Origin of the sequence: Phreatobacter stygius (assembly GCF_005144885.1) — a bacterium.
Lineage (GTDB): Bacteria > Pseudomonadota > Alphaproteobacteria > Rhizobiales > Phreatobacteraceae > Phreatobacter > Phreatobacter stygius.
Window position 1 is genome coordinate 1,201,052 of sequence record NZ_CP039690.1, and the last position, 21,296, is coordinate 1,222,347.

The following is a 21,296-nucleotide window of genomic DNA, read 5'->3' on the forward strand; positions in this document are numbered from 1 at the left end:
GATCAAATGTGATGTGGCGCGCCCTTGCTCCTCGTCAGCGACAGCCATTCCCACAAGGCGACGAGCACCAGGACCCCGGTCGTCACGAGCGATAGCGCCAGCGGCGTGGACAGGTGGAACTGGAACTCGGTCGCGCCGACAACCGCGAGCACGGCAAGGCCGGCCAGATGGGACAGCGGGAAATAGGGTGCGCTGAGCCATTTGAAATAGCCGTTGCCGAGCAGGAACACGACCGGCGCGCCGACGATCGCCAGCAGTGCCGGCAAGGCGACATGCCCGCCGGGATGGCCGAGCACCAGTTCGTCGGCCACCGCCGCGATGATGACGCCGGCGACGATGATGATATGCAGGTAGGTATAGCCAACGCGCGCCACCCGCCCCGGATCCGCAGCATGGGCAATGTGATGCGTGCCGCGCTCGGCGCCGATGGCGAAATAGACCCACCACATGGCGGCGGTGCCGACAACCGCCGAGACGAGAGCCGCCACGGTGGCCGGCGTGACCGCCGATTTCTCGAAGGTCGAGCCGGTGATGATCAGCGATTCACCCAGCGCGATCAGCACGAACAGGCTGCAGCGTTCCGCCATGTGGTGGCCGTCGATATCCCAGTCGCCGGTGGTCGACCGGCCGAGCTTCGGCACCCAGAACCCGACCCAGGGTGAGAAATATTCGAGCCCGATGGCGATCGCCCAGAGCGCCAGCCGCGCATTGCCCTCGGCGAAGGCGCCGGCGATCCAGAACAGGCCCGACAGGACGAGCCAGGCGAGTATCCGCTGGAAGTTGCGGGCATTGCTCTCGCTCGCCGTGCCGATGGCGCAGACCGTGAATGCCGAGCGGCCGACCTGCATGAAGACATAGGCGCAGGCGAAGGCGAGCCCACCGGCGCCGAAGGCCGATGGAATGGAAATCGACATCACCAGGCCAGCCAGCATCAGCACGAACAGCGCGAGCCTGACCGGTGTGCGGTCCGGGTCGATCCAGTTGGTGAACCAGGTCGTGTAGACCCAGACCCACCACACCGCGAAGAACAGCAGCGTGGTTTCGACCAGCCCCTGGACGGTCAGCTTGTGCAGCAAGGTGTGCGACAGCTGGGTAATGGCAAAAACGAAGACCAGGTCGAAGAACAGTTCGACCGGCGCCACGCGGCCTCGATGCTCGGAGGTCTTGTCGCGCATCAGGCCGGCATGACGGGTCAGCGAAACCATGGTTCACCTGTGCGCTGGAGCCATCTCAAGCGGAGCCGGACATCCGCCGCATCGCCAGGCCGGCCGCTCACGAAAACTTCCACCAGATGAACAGGCCGGCCAGCACCGGCAGGGCAAAGACCACGGCGAAGATCGGGGCTTCCTCGGCAACCGAATAGCCGGCGCGCGACACGCCGACCCACATGTTGACCAGCGCCCCGACCAGCCAGACCGGAATGAAGATCTTGACGGCGTTGCCGACCGCGCCGCTGGCATCGCCGCCGAAAAACCGGCCGACCAGCACGAACAGCGCAAGCGCCACCAGGCCACCCCCGATCACCAGGATCGTATGCATGCGCATTACCCCTCAGCCACAACCTGCGTCAGATGATCGAGGCATCGGCCCGACGGGTCAACCGGTTCGCCTCATCGCTGGACTCATCGTTCGACTCAGCCCTTGGGCTTCCACAACCGGCCAATGTCGAAGCGCGCCATGTCGTCGATCAGCTTGACGAAATTCGCCGCCTGGAACTCCGCCGTCAGGCGTCCCTTCTCGGCCGTCGCCAGCGAAGCATCGCCGGCCGTGCCGTCGGGATGAATGTCCTGGGCGATCCAGCCGAAGGCATGGCTGACCGTTGGACGCAAATAGGTGAACTCCTTCTCCATGGCGACCATGACCGGTTCGAACAGCTTGGCCTCGTTCATGTCCACCAGGTCCGGGCGGAAATGCAGCATCAGCGACGTCTCGACGTCGCCGCCATGAATGCCGTGGTTGATGTCGAGATCGCCGAACAGTCCCTTCGGCCGGCCGAAGGCGGTCCAGCTCGAGACCACTGCGAGCTGGCCGCAGCGGATCCTCAACTCGCGCGCCACCACCTTCATCGGATCGAGATTGCCGCCATGCGAGGTCATCAGCAGGATCTTGTCGATGCCGGCGCGCTTGACGCTCTCGCCGATCTCGATCCAGGAGCGCAGCACGCTCTCCGCCGACAAGGTCAGCGTGCCCTTGGAATGGATGTGCTCGTTCGACTTGGCCACCGCCTCGATCGGCAGGAACAGCGCGGTGACGTCGGCGCCGACCAGCGGAAAGGCGGTCTCGATCATGCCCTTCATGATGCTGGTATCGGTGGAGACCGGCAGATGCGGCCCATGCTGCTCGGTGGCGGCGAGCGGCAGGATGGCGACCGTGCGCTGGGGATCCAGGCGATCGAAATCGGTGGTCTTCAAGTCACCCCAGTGGCGTGACGGCATGGGAGGTCTCCAGAAACGAGCGGTGTTGGCGGTTGCGCAAGCCGGGCGACCGCGCGCAATCTCCTACGCAATCGCCGGCCCAGCCCATGGCTTCGCATGGTTCGCGCCGGCATTAAAGTTCCAGGAAGCGGGAGTGCCTTGATGAATTTCGACCTGATCCTGCGTGGTGGCCGCGTCATCGACCCCTCGCAGAAGCTCGACGGCGTGCGCGACGTCGGTTTTGCCGGCGGCAAGGTTGCGGCGGTGGCCAAGGACCTGAAGCCGGGATCGGCGACCGAAATCCGCGATGTCTCCGGCTATATCGTCACGCCCGGGCTGATCGACCTGCATACCCATGTCTATTGGGGTGGCACCTCGCTCGGCATCGACGCCGAGGATTTCTGCCGCACCTCCGGCGTCACCACAGCCATCGACACCGGTTCGGCGGGCCCCGGCAACTGGCTGGGTTTCCGCAAACATGTGATCGAGAAGAGCCAGGTCCGCATCCTGGCCTATCTGCATGTCAGCCACGCCGGCATCTATGGTTTCGACCAGCGCGTGATGGTCGGCGAGAGCCGCGAAATCATGCACATGAACCCGATCGCCTGCGTCGAGGTGGCCGACAAGAATCGCGACCTGATCGTCGGCATCAAGGTGCGCGTCGGCCTGCACGCCTCCGGAACCAATGGCGAAAGCGCGCTCGACCTGGCGCTGCAGGTCGCCAACGAGGTTGGCATGCCCTTGATGTGCCATATCGACCATCCGCCGCCGTCCTATGAACATGTCATTGGCCGCCTGCGTCCGGGCGACGTGCTGACCCATGCCTTCCGGCCCTTCCCCAATGCGCCTTGCACGGCGCAGGGCGCGATCAAGCCGGAGGTCATTGCCGCGCGCAAGAAGGGCGTCATTTTCGACATCGGCCACGGCAAGGGTTCGTTCTCGTTCAAGACGACGCGCAACATGCTGGCCGGTGGTTTCGAGCCGGACGTGATCTCGTCCGACGTCCACACCCTGTGCATCGAAGGCCCGGCCTTCGACCAGGTCACCACCTTGTCGAAATTCCTGGTCATGGGCATGCCGCTCGACCGGGTGATCGCGGCCTCCACCGTCAATGCCGCCATGGCGCTGAAGCGCCCCGAGCTCGGCAGCCTGAAGCCCGGCTCGGTCGGCGATGCCACCATCCTGACCATCAAGGAAGGCCGCTTCGACTATGTCGACGTGGTTGGCGAGCACCTGATCGCCGACAAGAAGATCGTCTCCGAGGGTACCGTCATCGGCGGCAAGTGGTGGCACCCGAAGCGCTCGACCAAGTTCAAGAAGCTGGCGACCGCCTGAACCGCCGGCAACGATCAGGCGGCGCGGATCCGCGCCAGGAACCCTGACACCGCCCCGTCGAGCTGGCTGGAGCCTTGCTTCAGCTTCGACGCGGCGGCCGTCATGGCGCCGGCCGCCTCGCGGGTTTCGTCGGCAGCCCGGGTGACGCGGCCGATATCGGTCTCCACCGTGCGCGTGCCTTCGGCGGCGTCGGCGACGGCACCGGCAATGCCATGGGTCACCGCGGATTGTTCCTCGACCGCCGCCATGATCGACGACGACACCGAGCTGATTTCACCGATCGTCTTGTTGATCGCCTCGATCGCCGCCACCGCCTCGGCGGTCACCGACTGGACCGCGCCGATCTGACTGGCGATCTCTTCGGTTGCCTTGGAGGTCTGCGACGCCAGGCTCTTCACCTCCGAGGCAACCACCGCGAAACCCTTGCCCGCCTCGCCGGCGCGTGCCGCCTCGATCGTCGCGTTGAGCGCCAAGAGATTGGTCTGGGCGGCGATCGCGTTGATCAGGTTCACCACATCGCCGATCTTCTGGGTCGACACCGCGAGCGTGCCGACGATCTCGCCGGTGCGGGTCGCCTGATCGACGGCGGATGCCGCGATCTGCTGCGCCTGAGCGGTGCGGCTCGAGATCTCGCCAATCGACGAGGCCAGTTCCTGTGCCGATCCGGCAGCGCTTTCGACACTGCCGGTCGCCCCCGCCGAGGTCGCGGCCAGCGCCTGGCCGAGTTCGGCGACATTGCTCGCGACGTCGCCGACCCGGGCCGAATTGCCGACGATCTCGTCCGCCGAACCGGCGACGGTGGTCACCACCGACTGGACGGTGGCGGCGAATTCATCGGCGAGAACGGCCATGTCGCGCGCCCGCTCCGCCCGGTTCGCCTCGGCATGGGCGGCATCGGCCGCCTTCAATCGCTCGACCTCGATGGCATTGTCGCGAAACACCAGAACCGAGCGCGCCAGCGCGCCGATCTCGTCCCTGCGCTCGGTGTCGCTGACCGTGGCTTCGGTCCGGCCCTCGGCCACCGCGCCGACCGAAGCGGTCAGCCGCGACAGGGGCTGGGTGATCCCGCGGAGGATGGTCCAGAGCGCAACGAGGCCAGCCAGCAGGGCCAGGCCGATGGTTGCGACGATCAGCCAGGTGAGGCTCGCCTTGGCCGTTTCGATCTCATGCGACAGGGCCACCACACGCCGGCTGTTGGCCTCGGCGAGCGCCGCCATTTCGGTGTTGAGCCGCTGCCGGGTCGTCCGGTTGGCGTCATTGTCGCCGATCACCCGCGCCGCGGCATTGCCTTCCGCGCGGCCGGCTCTGGCCAGGTCGTTGCGCAGGCGCACGAAGGCGTCGGCCTGCTCCAGCAGGCGCCGCTTGCTTGTCTCCTCGGCCGGCGGCAGCAGGGCCGCCCATTCCGCGATGGTCGCGCTGAACTTGGCGAGCTGCTGGTCCTGCGCCCGCGCGAAGCGCTCCAGCACATCCTTGTCCGCCGACATGTAGATGCCGCGCGATTCCATCACGACCGCGAAGATCATGGCATTGGCCCGTTCGGCCAGCAGCGAGGTGCGCGCATTGTGCTCGATGCCATCGACCGCCGCCTGGTAACGCTGGAAGCCGTAGACCGCGACGCCGCCAATGATCAGGGCGGCGGCCGCCAGGCTGCCAATGACTGTGAAGAGGCGGGTCTTGATCTGCACCGGCGGTCCCCCAGGGATGATTTTTCTTGAGCACTTAGTGAGAACAGCGATGGAATGGTTAAAGAAGCCATACCAAGGTACCTTCGATTGCCTCATTCTTCAGCAAAACCCCAAAATACCAACCTCGGCCACAAGGTGATGTGGTGCGCCTGCCCACGATTTCACCCTGGGTTGCGGCCAGGCATCTCCCCCCGGATCGCGCCTGCGCCCGTGCCCCGGGGCCTTGCATCGGCGCCTGAAAAACGGCAACCAGCGGCATGGCCATTCATCAGACACCGCCTCGCCCGACCTATGACATTGCCGGCCTGATCGCCGCGCTCGGCGATATCCCCGTGATCACCGAGCCGGTCATCGTCCGGCGCCGCTCGCGTGACTTCTTCTGGTATTCGCCGATCCTCGCCGAAGAGCTGAAGTCGGTCGCAGCCGACATCATCGTCAAGCCGCGCGACGAGGCCGACGTCATCCAGACCGCGGCGGCCTGCGCCCGTCTCAGGATCCCGCTCACCGCGCGCGCCGGCGGCACCGGCAATTACGGCCAGGCCATGCCGTTGGCCGGCGGCGTGCTCCTGGACATGACCGCGCTCGACCAGGTTATCTGGCAGAAGCCCGGCGTCGTCCGCGTCCAGGCCGGCATGAACCTGTTGAGCCTCGACAAGGCAACCCGCGCGGCAGGTTTCGAGCTGCGCATGCACCCCTCGACCAAGCGCACCGCCACCATCGGCGGCTTCGTCGCCGGCGGCTCCGGCGGCATCGGCTCGGTTGCCTATGGGGGCTTGCGCGAACCCGGCAATATCCTGGCCGCGCGCATCGTCACGGTGGAGGAGGAACCGCGCGTCCTGGAACTCAGGGACGACGCGGCCCAGAAGGTCAACCGCGCCTATGGCACCACCGGTATCATCACCGAGCTGGAAATGCCGCTGGCGCCGGCCTGGCCCTGGGTCGACGTCATCGTCGCCTTCGATACGTTCTGGGAGGCCTTCGAGGCCGGCCGTTCCATTGCCATGGCCGATGGCGTGGTGAAGAAGCTGGTGACGCCGATCGCCGCTCCCATCCCCGCCTATTTCGGCGCCCTGAAAAGCGCCTGTCCCGAGGGCAAGAGCATCCTGCTCTGCATGATCGCCGAACCCTTCCTCGACAGTTTCAAGGCGATCCTCTCGGGCCGCGGCATGGTGACCCACGAGGCGCCGTCGGAGGAAGGGCCCGGGCAGGTGCCGCTCTACGAATATTCGTGGAACCACACGACCCTGCAATGGCTGAAGACCGACCGTTCCATCACCTATCTGCAACTGCTCTACCCGTTCGACCGGCTGGAAGAGAGCGTGCGCAAGATGATGGACCTGTTCGAAGGCGAGGTGCTGCCCCATCTCGAATTCATTCGCTTCGCCGGCAATATCACCTGCAGCGCGCTGCCGATCGTCCGCTACACCACACCCGAGCGGCTGAACCAGATCATCGCGCAGCATGAGGAGCACGGCGTGCTGGTCGCCAACCCGCATGTGGTCAGCCTGGAGGACGGCTCGCGCCACAAGCGCGCCGATGCCGACCAGCTCGGTTTCAAGGCCAATGTCGATCCGATGGGCCTCTTGAACCCCGGCAAGATGAAGAGCTTCGTGCCGGTCAGGTGAGAATTGTCGGGTAAGGACCGGTCACGGTAGCAGCAGATCGCAGGCCGCACGGTTCGTCTCGGCCGGGCGTGTTCCGGCCATCCGCGGCTTGTCTCGGGCTGGCCTGTTCTTGCCGCTGACACGAACAACGCTGGCCTGCGTGGGAACCGGCCTGAAGGCGTGGGTGGCCGGAACAAGCCCGGCCAAGACGAGAGAGCTCTGAAGGCTCCCCGCGCACGACCAAACCTCGCCCCTCAGTTTTCGCGCTTCAGCGCGCTCTCGTGCCAGCGCCGGAGCAGCACATGCGACACCCAGCTGGTCGCCAGGAAGATGGCGATGCCGGTCAGCGAGATCATGATCAGGGCGGCGAACATGCGCGGTATCTTGAGCTGGTAGCCGGCCTCCAGGATGCGATAGGCGAGCCCTGAGGACGAGCCGCCGGAACCGGCGACGAATTCAGCGACGACCGCCCCGATCAGGGCGAGCCCGCCTGATATCTTCAGGCCGCCGAGGAAATAGGGCAGCGCCGCCGGCAGCCTCAGATAGCGCAGCGTCTGCCAGCGCGAGGCGCCGTAGAGCTGGAACAGATTGATCAGGTTATGGTCGGCCGAGTTCAGCCCCAGGATCGTGTTCGACAGGATCGGGAAGAAGGCAACGAGCCAGGCGCAGATCAGCAGCGACAGGTTGATGTCGCCGACCCAGATGATGATCAAGGGCGCGATCGACACGACCGGCGTCACCTGCAGGATCACCGCATAAGGAAACAACGACTTTTCCAGCCATTTCGACTGGGTGAACAGGACCGCAAGGCCGACGCCGAGCGTCACCGCGGCAACCAGCGCGGCCGCGGTGATCTGTAGCGTCACCCAGAGCGAGGCCGACAGCGAAGCCCAGTCCTCGACCAGCGTCCGGGCGATCAGCAGCGGCCCGGGCAGGATGAATGACGGGATCTCGCGGAACCGGACGATCGCTTCCCAGGCGCCGAGCGCCAGGATGCCGATCACCAGCGGCGCGATGATGCCGGGCCAGGTCTCGGTCGAAATGCCCAGGATCTTGCGGTCCTCGCGATAGATCGGCCGGGCTTCGGCATCGGTACCGTCATGGGCGACGGCGGGCTGGCCGACGGCTGATGTCTTCAGGGCGGCTTCGCTCATGCTGATATGGCCTCCTTGAGCTTCTCGGAGGCGATCCGGCACCAATGGGCATAGTCGGCCGAGGTACGGAACAATTCATCGCGGGGATATGGCGCTTCGACCCGGAGGTCGGCCATGACGCGGCCGGGCCTGGCCGCCATCACCACGATGCGCTGGGACAGATAGACGCTTTCGAACACCGAATGCGTGACGAAGACCGCGGAGAAGCGATTGGTCTCCCACAGACCGAGCAGGTCGTCATTGAGCTTGTGGCGGGTGATCTCGTCGAGCGCCGCGAAGGGCTCGTCCATCAGGAGAATTTTCGGCTGGGTGACCAGCGCGCGGGCGATCGACACGCGCATCTTCATGCCGCCGGAGAGCTCGCGCGGATAGCTCCGCTCGAACCCCTTGAGGCCGACCAGCGCCAGCATGGCCGCACCGCGCGCCTCGGCCTCGCCCTGCGGCATGCGTTTCAGCTGCATCGGCAACACGACATTGCCGAGCGCGGTTGCCCAGGGCATCAAGGTCGGATCCTGGAACACGAAGCCGAGCTCGTGCTCGCCATTGGCGCCGCCGGCACCCGGCCAGTCGATGGTGCCGACGCTCGGCTCGCCGAGACCCGCGATCATCCTGAGCAGCGTCGACTTTCCGCAACCGGACGGCCCGAGCAGGCTGACGAATTCGCCCGCCGCCAGGTCCAGATTGACGTCGCGCACGGCGATCGTGCCGTTGGCGAACTGCTTCGACACGTGCTGGATCGAGACAAGCGGCCTTGCATCGCCGCTCGTCGCGGTGTTCGGAGACATGAGAACCGACACGTCAGGCCTTGCCCACACCCTTGTTGATGAACCTGAGATCATAGGCCTTCTTGTAGTCGATACCGGGCGGGAATACGCCGGCGTCGCGCATCTGGTTATAGAAGGTCTCCCAGCGGGCATCGGTCATCGCGCCGATGCCGAGCGTCAGGGCATCGCCCGACAGGACGATGCCGCGCTCGGTCATCACCTTGACCGCATAAGCGATCTTGGTTGCATCCATGTCCGGATTGTCGCGCAGGATCGCCTTGTTGGCGGCCTCGACGCCCGGCCCGCCCTTCATATATTCGGCCCAGCCTTCAAGTGATGCGGTGACGAAGCGCTGCACGACGTCGGCGCGCTCGTCGACCATCTTCCGCGAAATGTTGATGGTGGTGTTGTAATTGGCAAAGCCGGCATCGGCGATCAGATGGGCGAGCGGGGTGACGCCGCCCTGCTGCTGGATGGCGAAGGGCTCGGACGACAGGAAGCCCTGCTGGCAGATGTTCTTGTCGGCCAGGAACGGCGCCATGTTGAAAGTATAGGGCCGGACCTGCTCGTCGACGAAGCCGAAGCGGGCCTTGAGGAAGGGCCAATAGGACGTCCGGCCGCCGGCGGCGACCAGGATGGTCTTGCCCTTGAGCGCCTCGAAACTGTCATTGCCGACGCCCGGATGGCAGATGATCACCTGGGGGTCCTTCTGGAAGATCGAGCCGATGCACAGGAAAGGCAGGTTTTCCTGGACATAGCGGATCGCCTCGAAGGAGTTCGACATGATCATGTCGACGCGTCCGCCAAGCAGCAGCTGCGACGGGTTCTGCTGCGGCCCGCCCATGCGGATATCGGCGTCGATGCCATATTTGCGATAGATGCCGCTGGTCTGCGCCAGATAGAAGCCGCCATGTTCGGCCTGGGCGCGCCAATTGGTCTGGTAGGAGACCTTGTCGAGGCCCTGGGCGGTGACCTGGCCCGATGTCATGAGATAGGCAGCCGAGACGCCAGCCCCGAGCTTGAGGGCACTGCGGCGCGTCAGACGAATGGGGGACATGGCGACCTCTCCGGTTTTCTATTTGCAGGACTAATTCGACCGGACGCGCCGAGCAACGCACGTGCCGGTTTATCCTAAGCTTTTGCGTGGTTTCACGGACCAGCTATGCATAAACTATCAGCATATTGCCGGGCTGTTGAGCATCGAGGGAGCTTGATCGCCATCCGCAGGCAATGTCATCTCCTTTGAGATGACCAATTCCCGAACCCAGTCCAAGGCCAGCCGATGACTGCTCCCCTGTCTGCCCTCGACCGGCTGCGCGCCGATCTCGCCGGTATCGCACTGGCCGACGATCAGGCTTCGATTCGCATGGCCAGCCGCGACTTCTTCTGGTTCTCGCCGATCCTGAAGGTCGAGCTGGACGGCAAGCATGCCGACCTCGTCGCCATGCCGCGCAGCAAGGACGAACTCGCCCGGATCGCCGCGGCCTGCGCCCGCCATCGCGTGCCCTTGACCATCCGCGGCGGCGGCACCGGCAATTATGGCCAGGCGGTGCCGCTCGCCGGCGGCCTGATCGTCGACATGCGCAAATTCGACCGCATGGTCTTCGCCAGGAGGGGCGCGGCCCGCTTCGAGGCCGGCGCCAACATGCTCGACATCGACAAGGCGCTGGACCCGCACGGCCAGGAACTGCGCTTTCATCCCTCCACCCGGGCGCAAGCGACCCTCGGCGGCTTTGTTGCCGGTGGCGCCGCCGGCGCCGGGTCCTGCACCTGGGGCCAGATCGACAATCTCGGTGCGGTCACCGCGCTGGAGGTGATGACGGTGGAGGCCGAGCCGAAGCTGATCGAGCTGCGCGGCAATGACATCCTGAAAGTCATGCACGCCTATGGCGTCAACGGCATCATCACCGAGGTCGAGGTGCCGACCGCGCCCGCCCATGACTGGGCCGAGCGCATCGTCACCTTCGATAATTTCATGGCGGCGGCCCGCTTCGGCCAGGCCTTCACCGAATGCGACGGCCTCGCCAAGAAACTCGTCTCGATCCACGATCCGCGCATTGGCCCCTATCTGCGCAGACTCCAGCCCTATCTCGACAAGGACCGGGCCTTTGCGGTGCTGATGATCTCCGAGCCGCAGGCCGACACGCTCGACCTGCTGATTGCCGACCATGCCGGCAAGGTGACCTTCCGGCGCGGCGCCGAGGAGGCCAAGGCAGTCGCCTTCGGCACGCACAAGGAGCGCGGCGGGCCAGGCCCCCTCTATGAATACACCTGGAACCACACGACGCTGCACGCCATGAAGATGGATCCGTCCATCACCTATCTGCAGCTTCGCTATCCGCCGCCCGACAGCCTGAAGCTCATCGCCTGGGCCGAGCAGCAGTTTCACGACGACGTCTACCTGCACCTCGAATTCCAGCGCCGCCATGGCCAGGTGGTGCCGTCCAGCCTGCCGCTGGTCAAGTACACCACCCGTGAGCGGCTCGAACGGATCATGGCCGAGGCGACGGCAGCCGGCATCCAGGTGTCCAACCCGCACACCTATGTCCTGAACAATGCCGGCTGGAAGCAGATCAAGGCGCCGCAGCCGGAATTCAAACGGCTCGCCGATCCGCATGGCCTGATGAACCCCGGCAAGCTGCTCGGCTGGGAAGCGGCGAGCCAGGAAGCGGCGGAATAGCCCGGTTGGGCCGAGGCTCCGCGGCGTAGCGTTGCAGATTGGCCGGCCGTCCTTCGAGGCTCGCGCAAGGGCGCGAGCACCTCAGCATGCGGAAAGAATGTGAACTGCATCAGCGGCGCTCATGAAGCGCGCCGTTTCCGCACCGTCCCTGATGCCATTCCCTCCACTCCTCATCCTCGCGCGAAAGCTCGCTTTTGCGCTGAAGGTGCGAGCTCTTGCGAGCCTCGAACGACGGCTGACCTCTTTGCAGCGCGTCGGGCCTTTGTCGTCACTAATGTGGCCCTTCGCCTCACCCCTCCGATCGTCCCTCCGGCGGCACCGCGCCGCGCTGCTGGACGATCCGGCCGTAATGCTCGGGCTGGCGGTGCATCTCGAAGTTGAAGATCGAAGCCTTGTAGCTCCGGGTCAGATCGAGGTCGCAGCGCGCGACGATCAGTTCGTCTCCTTGTGTCAGCGCCTGGCCGATGATCTCGCCGGTCGGCGCCACGATCGACGAGGCGCCGATCATTTCGCAGCCCTCCTCGACCCCGCATTTGGCCACTCCGACCACCCAGGTGCCGTTCTGATAGGCGCCCGCCTGCATGACCAGCTGGTTGTGGAATTCGCTCAACCGGTCATGGTCGGGCGCCGGTGGATTGTGCCGGGGCGTGTTGTAGCCGAGCAGGATCATCTCGACCGACTGCAAGCCCATCATCCGATAGCTCTCGGGCCAGCGGCGATCGTTGCAGATCATCATGCCCATATTGCCGCCGAGCGCGTTCCAGACGCCCCAGGAGCGGTCGCCGACCTCGAAATAGCGCTTTTCGAGATGCTGAAAGGCGCGCCAGGGCTCGTGTTCGGCATGACCGGGCAAGTGGATCTTGCGGTATTTGCCGACCTGCCGGCCGGTCTTGTCGACCAGCAACGCGGTGTTGAAATGCCGGCCCTCGGGCGTCAGCTCGGCATAACCGAAGGAAAAGCCGATACCGAGCTTGGCCGCCTCGTTGAACAGCGGTGCCGTCTCGTTGGACGGCATTTCGCGCTCGAAGAAGGCATCGACGTCGTCCTGGTTCTCCATCCACCAGCGCGGAAAGAAGGTGGTCAGGGTCAGCTCGGGATAAACGATGAGGTCGCAACGATGCGAGGCCGCCTCGCGCATCAGCTCGACCATGCGCTTGACCACGGCCGGCCGGTTGTCGGCGCGCTGGATGGCGCCCATCTGGGCGGCCCCGACTGTGATGATCCGGCTCATGCCGCTCTTCCTTCCACTGCTTCTGGGGCGCGCCCGACAATGGCGCGATAGATCTCCGGATCGGTCGCGCCTTCCGTGCCGAAGCACAGGACCCGCGCGGCCGCGTCGAGCTTCAGGGCGGCGCGCGCGGCCGGATCGGCGGCAACCGCCAGGAAGCCGGCGAGGCCCGCAACGCCGGATTCACCCGCAGCGATGCCGAAGCCGGCCATCAGCCGCATGGCCTCGGCCGCCCGTTCGTCGGGAATGCTGATGAAGGCGTCGGCGCCGGGCGACAAGAGCGCCCAGGCAAGTTCCGACGGCTCGCCGCAGGCAAGCCCCGCCATGATCGTGTCGAGATCGCCGCCGACCGCCGTCCAGCGGCCGGCAACCGCGCTTTGCAAAAGGCAGTCGGCCTTCGCCGGCTCGACCACCACGATGATCGGCCTGGTCTCGCCGCGCTTTTCCCAATGGTAGGACAGGATGCCGGCGGCAAGCCCGCCGACCCCGCCCTGCACGAAGATATGGCTCGGCATCGGCGCCTGCGCCTCGGCCTCCAGCGCCAGCACGGCATAACCCTGCATGACGTCGCGCGGGATGACGTCGTAACCCGGCCAGGACGTGTCGGAGACGATGGTCCAGCCATTGGCTCTCGCGGCTTCCGCCGAGGCACGCACCGCATCATCGTAATTGCCCGGCACGCGGCGCACTTCGGCGCCGAAACCCTCGATCGCCTTGGCGCGGCCTTCGCTCACCGTTTCGTGGACATAGATGACCGCCGGCACCCGGAGGCGCCTGGCCCCCCAGGCGACCGCCCGGCCGTGATTGCCGTCGGTGGCACAGGTCACCGTGAGGCCGGCCGTTCCGCGGGCTTTGACCAGCCGCTCGACCGCATAGGCACCGCCCATGGCCTTGAAACTTTTCAACGTGAAGCGCTGGCCCTCGTCCTTGTAGAGGACGTCCGCCACGCCGCTATCCCGCGCGACGGCGGCGAGCCCATGCACCGGCGTCGGCCGATAGCCGTCCCAGGTCCGGATTGCCGCGCACGCTTCTGCCGCCCCGGCCAACGACAGGATGGCTTGCTCGTCGGCGCCATAAACCCGCGCCCGGTCGAGCCCCGGGTTCGGCAGAAGCCTTGCCCCGGTTCCGGCGATCTCGATCACGCCGGCCTTCGATAGTGCAGCCAAACTCAGGGTCCTCATCTCGACGTCTTGAATGCCGTGCTGCCAAGAGCACTTGAGCTCAAGGCCGGGGTCAAGGTCGAATAGCGCTTGGGGTCGCCACCGGGATACAGCCATGCGCCTGGGCGATCGAAAGTCGCCTCGGCGCTGCCGGCCGACGCGATGGATCCGGATGCCGAAAGGCTCCCGCAAGCCAGGCGTCGGCGCATCGTCGCCGAAACGAGCATCTGAATAATTTTTGGGCAGAGGATCGATAGCGTGAACCAGGTCAAGAGCAGCAAACCGCTGATATGACTTTAGTTTGACCCATGCATACATTTGAGATGAGCTGGCACGGCGCTTGATAGATCGTCCTCGCATTGCGACCCGAGGATGATCCATTCATGGCCTTGTTCGACAATCCCTTCACTGCCGCCAACAGGCTCGGCCGGGGCTGCGTCTGTGGTCGTCATGGCTCCGCCCGCGAACACGAGGCGGCACTCCGCACCGAGGCCTTCGAGGCTGGCCAGGCGAGTGAGGAGAGCCGCTATGGCCGCGTCGTCGAACAGGCGGTCATGCGCGCGCTGTTCCCCGAGGACGGCCGGCGCCGCGCCTTTCTGAAGGCGGTCGGCGCCTCGACGGCAGCCGCCGCGCTCGCCACCGTTTTTCCGCTTGGCGCGGCGAGCGAGGCGCTGGCGCAGACCGGCCCGATCGAGAAGAAGGACCTGAAGGTCGGCTTCATCCCGATCACCTGCGCCACCCCGATCATCATGGCCCACCCGCTCGGCTTCTATTCCAGGCACGGGCTGAACGTCGAAGTGGTGCGCACCGCCGGTTGGGCGGTCATCCGCGACAAGACCATCAACAAGGAATATGACGCCGCCCACATGCTGGCGCCGATGCCGATCGCCATGACCATGGGCGCCGGCTCCAACCCGATCCCTTATGCGGTCGGCGCGATCGAGAACATCAACGGCCAGGCGATCACCCTCGCCACCAAGCACAAGGACAAGCGCGACCCCAGGGACTGGAAGGGCTTCCGCTTCGCCGTGCCCTTCGACTATTCGATGCACAACTACCTGCTGCGCTATTACCTGGCGGAAGCCGGCATCGATCCCGACCGCGACGTCCAGATCCGTTCGGTGCCGCCGCCGGAAATGGTGGCCAATCTGCGCGCCGACAATATCGACGGCTTTCTGGGGCCCGACCCGTTCAACCAGCGCGCCGTGTTCGACGGCGTCGGCTTCATCCATATCCTGTCCAAGGAGTTGTGGGACGGTCATCCGTGCTGCGCCTTCGCCGCCAGCCGCGACTTCGTCACCACCTTGCCCAATACCTATCGGGCGCTGCTGAAGTCGATCATCGACGCGACAGCCCATGCCCAGAAAGCCGAGAACCGCAAAGCGATCGCCGAGGCCATCGCCGCACCGAACTACCTCAATCAGCCGGTGACCGTGCTCGAGCAGATCCTCACCGGCACCTATGCCGACGGCCTCGGCCAGGTGAAACGCGACCCGAACCGCATCCAGTTCGACCCGTTTCCCTGGGACAGTTTCGCGGTCTGGATCCTCACCCAGATGAAGCGCTGGGGCCAGATCAAGGGCGATGTCGACTATGCCGGCATTGCCAGGCAGGTGTTCCTGGCAACCGATGCCGGCGCGATGATGAAGGAGCTCGGCCTGACCCCGCCGACCGCCACCACGAAGACCTTCGCGGTCATGGGCAAGGCCTTCGATCCGGCGAAACCGGAGGACTATGTCGCCTCCTTCGCCATCAAGCGGGCCTGAGCCGTCGCCATGCCCCGCTCCGTGGGTCTGCGCGCCTTCGTCCTGTCGGTGCTGATCTTCGCCGTCTTCCTGCTCGCCTGGCATGTCGCGGTGCGCGGCGGCGGCGCCGGCGCGGCCACCGTCGATCCCGAATATGCCAAGCTGGTGGGAGCCGCCGCCGCGACCGGCGGCCAGACCCCGATGCCCGGCCCGATCGATGTCGGCCGGACCATCTGGAAACACCTCAGCGATCCGTTCTACGTGCGCGGCACCAATGACATGGGCATCGGCATCCAGCTCGCCTATTCGCTGGCGCGCGTGCTGACCGGCTTCGGGCTCGCCGTCGTCGTCGCCGTGCCGCTCGGCTTTCTCATCGGCATGTCACAACTGGTCTATCGGGCGCTCGATCCGTTCATCCAGGTGATGAAGCCGATCTCGCCGCTCGCCTGGATGCCGCTGGCGCTCTACACGATCAAGGATTCCTCGCTGTCCTCGATCTTCGTCATCTTCATCTGCTCGCTCTGGCCGATGCTGATCAACACCGCCTTCGGCGTCGCCAGCGTCCGCAAGGACTGGCTGAATGTCGCACGTACCCTGGAGGTCGGGCCATTCCGCAAGGCCTTCACCGTGATCCTGCCGGCGGCGGCTCCGACCATCCTCACCGGCATGCGCATTTCGGTCGGCATTGCCTGGCTGGTCATCGTCGCCGCCGAGATGCTCGTGGGTGGCACCGGCATTGGCTATTTCGTCTGGAACCAGTGGAACAACCTGTCGCTCACCGACATCATCACGGCGATCCTGCTGATCGGCCTTGTCGGCATGGCGCTCGACCAGGTGCTGGCCCGCCTCACCCGCTTCGTCACCTATCCGGAGTGAGGTCTTGGCCCAGTCCTACATTTCCATCGAGGGCATTTCCCGCCGTTTCCCGGCCCCCGAGGGCGGCAAGGCGACGGTCTTCGAGGACCTCTGGTTTTCCATGAACCAAGGCGAATTCGTCTGCGTCATCGGCCATTCCGGCTGCGGCAAGACGACCGTGCTGAATATCCTCGCCGGCCTCGACGAGCCGACCGATGGCGCCGTCATCATCGACGGGCGTGGCATCGAAGGTCCGAGCCTCGACCGCGCCGTCATCTTCCAGAGCCACGGGCTGCTGCCCTGGCGCAGCGTCATGGGCAATGTCGCTTATGCCGTGTCGTCGAAATGGCGCAGCTGGTCCAGGCCCAAGGTCGAGGAGCACGCGGCCAGGTTCATTGCCCTGGTTGGCCTCGGCGGCGCCGAGACCAAGCGGCCGGCCGAGCTCTCCGGTGGCATGAGGCAGCGCGTCGGCATCGCCCGCGCGCTCTCCATCGAGCCGAAGATCATGCTGATGGACGAACCGTTTTCGGCGCTCGACGCGCTCACCCGCGGCACGCTGCAGGACGAGGTCCGCCGAATCTGCCGGGACACCGGCCAGACCGTCTTCATGATCACCCATGATGTCGACGAGGCGATATATCTCGCCGACAAGATCGTGCTGATGACCAATGGGCCGGACGCCCGCATCGCCGAGATCGTGGCCAATCCCCTGCCCGCCGATCGCGCCCGCAACGACGTGCACAAGCACCCGTCCTATTACCCGTTGCGCAACCACATCATCGATTTCCTGGTGACCCGTTCCAAGGCCTTCCAGTCCGAGCTCGACGCGCCGGGCAAGGTCTGGAACCGCCGCGCGCCGCCCGTCGTCGTTCCCGTTTCGCCCGGGGCCATCGCGTCCCCGCCGCCGGTGGCGAAGGCCGTCTGACGCTTCCTCCCGATCAACAAGCCGCCAAGGAGACGGGCATGATCCGCGAAGAGCTCACCGAGAAAATTCTCGACATCAAGCGCGAGAAGGACTGGACCTGGAAATACATCACCGACGAGATCGGCGGCATATCGCCGGTGCTGATCGTCGGTGCGCTGCTTGGCCAGATGAAGCTGGTGAAGCCGCTGGCAGCCAAGGCCGCCGCGCTGTTCGGCCTGTCGAGCAACGAAGAGAAGATGCTCAACGAGGTGCCCTATCGCGGCACGGCCATGCCGCCGACCGACCCGCTGATCTACCGCTTCTATGAAATGGTGATGGTCAACGGCCCGGCCTGGAAAGCGCTGATCGAGGAAGAGTTCGGCGACGGCATCATGTCGGCGATCGACTTCAACATCGAGATCGAGCGCGAGGCCAATCCGAAGGGCGACCGCGTCAAGATCGCCATGTCCGGCAAGTTCCTGCCCTATAAATATTACGGCAACGAACAGGGCATTCCCGACTACGGCCTCAAGGAAGCCTGACGGCGCGGCGGCTTGCCCGGGCGGACGGCGCCACATTGACGCGGCCGCTCAGGAGCCACCGGCACCGCCGGTCAGAGCCCGCTCGACACCGCCAGCATGGTCTCACCGCGGATCTCTTCGGTGAGACGCTCCTCGAGCGCGGCGAATTCCGCCGTGGTCTTGATCTTGTAGGAGCGCGGATGCGGGAACGGCACCGGCACCTCACATTTGAAGCGGCCGGGGCGCGCACTCATCACCAGCACACGATTGGCCATGAACACGGCCTCCTCGATATCGTGGGTGACGAACAGCACGGTCTTGTGGTGCTGCTCCCAGATCGACAGCAGCAGCTCCTGCATCAGCGACCGGGTCTGGTGGTCGAGCGCGCCGAACGGCTCGTCGAGGATCAGCACTTTCGGATTGTTGGCGAGCGCGCGCGCCAGCGCGGCGCGCTGCTGCATGCCGCCGGACAGCATCTTCGGGAAGTGGTTGGCGAACTGGGTGAGCCCGACCTGGGCCATCAGCTTCTCGGCGATCGCCTGGCGCTCGGCGAGCCCGACACCCCGTTCGCGCGGGCCGAAGGCAATGTTCTCGGCCACCGTCAGCCAGGGAAACAGCGTGTAGCTCTGGAACACCATGCCGCGATCGGCGCCCGGCTCCTTCACCAGCGCGCCGTCGAGCGTGACGGTGCCGGAGGTCGGCTGGTCGAGGCCGGCGACGACGCGCAGCAAGGTCGACTTGCCGCAGCCGGAGGGCCCGAGAATGGCAACGAACTCGCCCTCGGTGACCGTCAGGTCGACCGGCGCCAGGGCCTGCGTCGGCGGTCCGCCCTGAACGCCCGGAAAGGTGCGTGAAACGGCCTTGATGATGAGGTCGCTCATACCGCACTCCACGGGAACAGCTTGCGGTTCAGCGCCTTGAACAGGTAGTCGGAAATGAGCCCGATGACGCCAATGACGATGATGCCGAAAATCATCTGGCCGGTGGCCAGCAGCGCCTGGCTCTCGATGATCATGTGGCCGATGCCGGATGACGAGCCGATCAGTTCGGCGACGATGACATAGGTCCAGGCCCAGCCGAGCACCAGGCGCAGGATCTCGGCGATCTGTGGCGCGGCGAAGGGCATCAGCACACGGGCGACGATGCCGCGATCCTTGGCGCCAAGGGTCAAGGCGGCCTCGACCAGGTCACGGCGGATCGAGCCGACCGCCACCGCCACCATCAGGATGATCTGGAACACCGAGCCGACAAAGATCACCAGGAGTTTCTGCACCTCGCCGACGCCGGCCCACAGGATCAGCAGGGGAATGAAGGCGGAGGCCGGCAGGTAGCGGGCAAACGACACGAAGGGTTCGAAAAAGGCCTCCACCGGCTTGTAGGCTCCCATGGCCAGCCCGATCGGCACGGCAATGATCGCGGCGACGACAAAACCGCCGAGGACGCGCCAGACGGTCATGCCGATATCGTGGAGGAAGCCGTGCTTGGTCAAAAGCGTCCAGCCGTCATTCACCATGGTCAGCGGATCGGCGAGGAAGATCCGCGACACGAAGCCGCCGAAGGTGAAAAAGCTCCAGACCGCGAAGAACAGGACAAAAAACGCGATCCCCAGGATCACGCGGGCTGACGCGGAGACAGGTTGAAGAGGCCTCATGACGTCCTTTGTCAGTCGGGCGCCGCGGAACGGGCGACGGATCGCCCGGGCGAAGATGCCAAGGAAAATGCGCGAACGAGAATGCCGATGGCGGAAATGAACACCGCCGCTTCCGGACATCCGGCAGCGGCGGCACGCTTCTATAGCAATTTTGCGCGATGAAAACCCATTCGCGCGACGGCGGACTGCCGCCTCACTGGATGAAGCGGGTATCGACCATGCGGGTGAAATCCGGCTTCTGCCTGATGATGCCGAGTTCGAGCAGCAGGGTTGCCGCCTTCTCGGTAAACGGCAGCCAGTCATTGGCGAAGAAGGCGCGGTTCTCTTCCGGTCCCGACCAGCGCAGGTAACGCGCCGAAGCGCCGAACTGCTCGGCCGTCTGGCGGACATCGGCGCCCATGATCGTATAGGCGCGGGTCTGCTCCGACTTGATCAGCTCGAGTGCTTCGAAATAGCTCTTCACCAGGGCCCGCACCGCCGCCTCATTGGCCTGGATGAAGGCGGGCGTGCAGCCGAACGTGTCCATCACCATGGGATAGTCGAGCGTGGTGGCAATGATCTTGCCGGCCTGCGGCGCATCGCGCACCGCCGAAAGATAGGGCTCGTAGGTCATCGCCGCGTCGTTCTGGCCGGCGATGAAGGCCTGCGCCGCCGGACCCGGCTCGAGATTGACGACCGTCACGTCGCGGATCGTCATGCCGTTCTCGCGCAGGATCCAGGCAAGCCCGAAATAGGGCGCGGTGCCCGGAGGCGAGGCGGCGATCGTCTTGCCGCGCAGGTCGCGGATCGAATTGATGCCGGCGCGCACAGCAAGGCCATCGGCGCCGTAGCTCTTGTCGAGCTGGAACAGCTGGGTGGTGGCAATGCCGCTGGCGTTCCACGAGATCCAGGTCTCGACCGTGGTCGCCGCGCACTGGACGTCGCCCGAGGCAATGGCGAGGTGACGGCTTGCCTGCGGGATCTTGCGGATGGTCACGTCAAGGCCGTTGCGGGCGAAGATGCCAGCTTCCTTGGCCAGCGTCAGCGGGGCAAATCCGGTCCAGCCGGAAATACCGATCGAGACCTTCGTCTGCGCGCTCGCCGGGCCCGCCAAAGCAAGGCCCGCGACAACGGCGACGCCGGCAAACAGCCGGCGCGCGAAAGACCGTGACGACATTCTCATTCTCCTCTGGTGGCGGTCTCAAGCAAGCCGCCTCTGTGACCACTCTAGAAGCTGAGATCAAGAAGGCGGCATACGGAAATGCGCGTACCGGACCGAGAATCATTGCTTGGCCTGGCGCGATGAGAGACGAATTCCCCGCGCGATCGCGTTTTGCCGGACAACTTGGCATCGCGAGGCGAAAGAGCGCCGTCAACCTGGCCACAACCTTGACCTTTGCCAGCCGACCAATCACGATTATCGGTAGTCTGGGGAGGCTGAAGCATGGGTCAAAAGTGGATCGTCGTCGCATTCATCACACTCTTGTCGCTTGGTATCACGGCATTGCCAACCACTGCGCGAGCGCAACGTCTCGGAGCCGAAGGGCTGTTCGGCGCGGCTGCGGCGATCATCGGCGCCGCCGCATTGGCACAGGCCCACCGGGACGCGACCCGATC

19 protein-coding genes are annotated in these 21,296 nt (G+C 65.3%); 7 read left to right on the top strand and 12 right to left on the bottom strand.

Going from position 1 to position 21,296, the window contains the following annotated elements:
- Positions 1–2: 2 nt before the first annotated feature.
- The 3 genes from E8M01_RS05575 to E8M01_RS05585 form a co-directional block, all read right to left on the bottom strand.
- The gene (locus E8M01_RS05575) at positions 3–1,205 is read right to left on the bottom strand and encodes a low temperature requirement protein A (RefSeq protein WP_136959217.1); all 1,203 of its coding nucleotides are present in this window, start codon (positions 1,203–1,205) and stop codon (positions 3–5) included.
- A gap of 67 nt (positions 1,206–1,272) precedes the next feature.
- Positions 1,273–1,539, bottom strand: coding sequence for a hypothetical protein (locus E8M01_RS05580; RefSeq protein ID WP_136959218.1), 267 nt, complete (start codon positions 1,537–1,539; stop codon positions 1,273–1,275).
- A 95-nt stretch (positions 1,540–1,634) separates the two neighbouring features.
- Positions 1,635–2,435, bottom strand: coding sequence for a creatininase family protein (locus E8M01_RS05585; protein WP_136959219.1), 801 nt, complete (start codon positions 2,433–2,435; stop codon positions 1,635–1,637).
- 141 nt (positions 2,436–2,576) lie between these two features.
- Here E8M01_RS05585 and E8M01_RS05590 point away from each other — a divergent pair, with 141 nt between their 5' ends.
- Positions 2,577–3,749 carry an amidohydrolase/deacetylase family metallohydrolase gene (locus tag E8M01_RS05590; protein WP_136959220.1) on the top strand — a complete coding sequence of 391 codons (1,173 nt, stop codon included), beginning with the start codon at positions 2,577–2,579 and terminating at the stop codon, positions 3,747–3,749.
- Positions 3,750–3,763: 14 nt separating this feature from the next.
- Here E8M01_RS05590 and E8M01_RS05595 read toward each other — a convergent pair whose 3' ends face one another.
- Positions 3,764–5,434: a methyl-accepting chemotaxis protein gene (locus E8M01_RS05595; protein WP_170181798.1), complete on the bottom strand. Its 1,671-nt coding sequence runs from the start codon at positions 5,432–5,434 to the stop codon at positions 3,764–3,766.
- Positions 5,435–5,691: 257 nt separating this feature from the next.
- Between E8M01_RS05595 and E8M01_RS05600 the strand changes: the two genes are divergently transcribed.
- Positions 5,692–7,059: an FAD-binding oxidoreductase gene (locus E8M01_RS05600; RefSeq protein ID WP_136959222.1), complete on the top strand. Its 1,368-nt coding sequence runs from the start codon at positions 5,692–5,694 to the stop codon at positions 7,057–7,059.
- Positions 7,060–7,292: 233 nt separating this feature from the next.
- Here the strand turns inward: E8M01_RS05600 and E8M01_RS05605 are convergent, their stop codons facing one another.
- Genes E8M01_RS05605 through E8M01_RS05615 form a run of 3 tightly spaced genes read right to left on the bottom strand, consistent with a single transcriptional unit; the run spans position 7,293 to position 10,013 of the window.
- Positions 7,293–8,192: an ABC transporter permease gene (locus E8M01_RS05605; RefSeq protein WP_136959223.1), complete on the bottom strand. Its 900-nt coding sequence runs from the start codon at positions 8,190–8,192 to the stop codon at positions 7,293–7,295.
- Positions 8,189–8,977, bottom strand: coding sequence for an ABC transporter ATP-binding protein (locus E8M01_RS05610; protein ID WP_136959224.1), 789 nt, complete (start codon positions 8,975–8,977; stop codon positions 8,189–8,191). Before E8M01_RS05610 ends, E8M01_RS05605 begins: the two co-directional genes overlap by 4 nt.
- A gap of 13 nt (positions 8,978–8,990) precedes the next feature.
- The gene (locus E8M01_RS05615; RefSeq protein ID WP_136959225.1) at positions 8,991–10,013 is read right to left on the bottom strand and encodes an ABC transporter substrate-binding protein; all 1,023 of its coding nucleotides are present in this window, start codon (positions 10,011–10,013) and stop codon (positions 8,991–8,993) included.
- A 225-nt stretch (positions 10,014–10,238) separates the two neighbouring features.
- Here E8M01_RS05615 and E8M01_RS05620 point away from each other — a divergent pair, with 225 nt between their 5' ends.
- Positions 10,239–11,636, top strand: a complete 1,398-nt coding sequence (locus tag E8M01_RS05620) for an FAD-binding oxidoreductase (protein ID WP_136959226.1) — start codon at positions 10,239–10,241, stop codon at positions 11,634–11,636.
- 289 nt (positions 11,637–11,925) lie between these two features.
- Here the strand turns inward: E8M01_RS05620 and E8M01_RS05625 are convergent, their stop codons facing one another.
- Positions 11,926–12,867, bottom strand: coding sequence for an N-carbamoyl-D-amino-acid hydrolase (locus tag E8M01_RS05625; protein WP_136959227.1), 942 nt, complete (start codon positions 12,865–12,867; stop codon positions 11,926–11,928).
- Positions 12,864–14,030, bottom strand: coding sequence for a diaminopropionate ammonia-lyase (locus tag E8M01_RS05630; protein ID WP_246088607.1), 1,167 nt, complete (start codon positions 14,028–14,030; stop codon positions 12,864–12,866). Before E8M01_RS05630 ends, E8M01_RS05625 begins: the two co-directional genes overlap by 4 nt.
- A 377-nt stretch (positions 14,031–14,407) precedes the next feature.
- Between E8M01_RS05630 and E8M01_RS05635 the strand changes: the two genes are divergently transcribed.
- The 4 genes from E8M01_RS05635 to cynS are packed head-to-tail and all read left to right on the top strand — an operon-like array spanning position 14,408 to position 18,070.
- Positions 14,408–15,790, top strand: a complete 1,383-nt coding sequence (locus tag E8M01_RS05635) for a CmpA/NrtA family ABC transporter substrate-binding protein (RefSeq protein ID WP_136959229.1) — start codon at positions 14,408–14,410, stop codon at positions 15,788–15,790.
- A 9-nt stretch (positions 15,791–15,799) separates the two neighbouring features.
- Positions 15,800–16,645: a nitrate ABC transporter permease gene (gene ntrB, locus E8M01_RS05640; RefSeq protein WP_136959230.1), complete on the top strand. Its 846-nt coding sequence runs from the start codon at positions 15,800–15,802 to the stop codon at positions 16,643–16,645.
- 4 nt (positions 16,646–16,649) lie between these two features.
- The gene (locus E8M01_RS05645) at positions 16,650–17,549 is read left to right on the top strand and encodes an ABC transporter ATP-binding protein (RefSeq protein ID WP_136959231.1); all 900 of its coding nucleotides are present in this window, start codon (positions 16,650–16,652) and stop codon (positions 17,547–17,549) included.
- A gap of 38 nt (positions 17,550–17,587) precedes the next feature.
- Positions 17,588–18,070, top strand: a complete 483-nt coding sequence (gene cynS / locus E8M01_RS05650; protein ID WP_136959232.1) for a cyanase — start codon at positions 17,588–17,590, stop codon at positions 18,068–18,070.
- Between the two features lie 71 nt (positions 18,071–18,141).
- Here the strand turns inward: cynS and E8M01_RS05655 are convergent, their stop codons facing one another.
- The 3 genes from E8M01_RS05655 to E8M01_RS05665 form a co-directional block, all read right to left on the bottom strand.
- Positions 18,142–18,930, bottom strand: a complete 789-nt coding sequence (locus tag E8M01_RS05655) for an ABC transporter ATP-binding protein (RefSeq protein WP_136959233.1) — start codon at positions 18,928–18,930, stop codon at positions 18,142–18,144.
- A complete protein-coding gene (locus tag E8M01_RS05660; protein ID WP_136959234.1) occupies positions 18,927–19,700 on the bottom strand; it encodes an ABC transporter permease in 774 nt (257 codons plus the stop codon). Before E8M01_RS05660 ends, E8M01_RS05655 begins: the two co-directional genes overlap by 4 nt.
- A gap of 193 nt (positions 19,701–19,893) precedes the next feature.
- The gene (locus tag E8M01_RS05665; RefSeq protein WP_136959235.1) at positions 19,894–20,856 is read right to left on the bottom strand and encodes an ABC transporter substrate-binding protein; all 963 of its coding nucleotides are present in this window, start codon (positions 20,854–20,856) and stop codon (positions 19,894–19,896) included.
- Positions 20,857–21,296 lie beyond the last annotated feature (440 nt).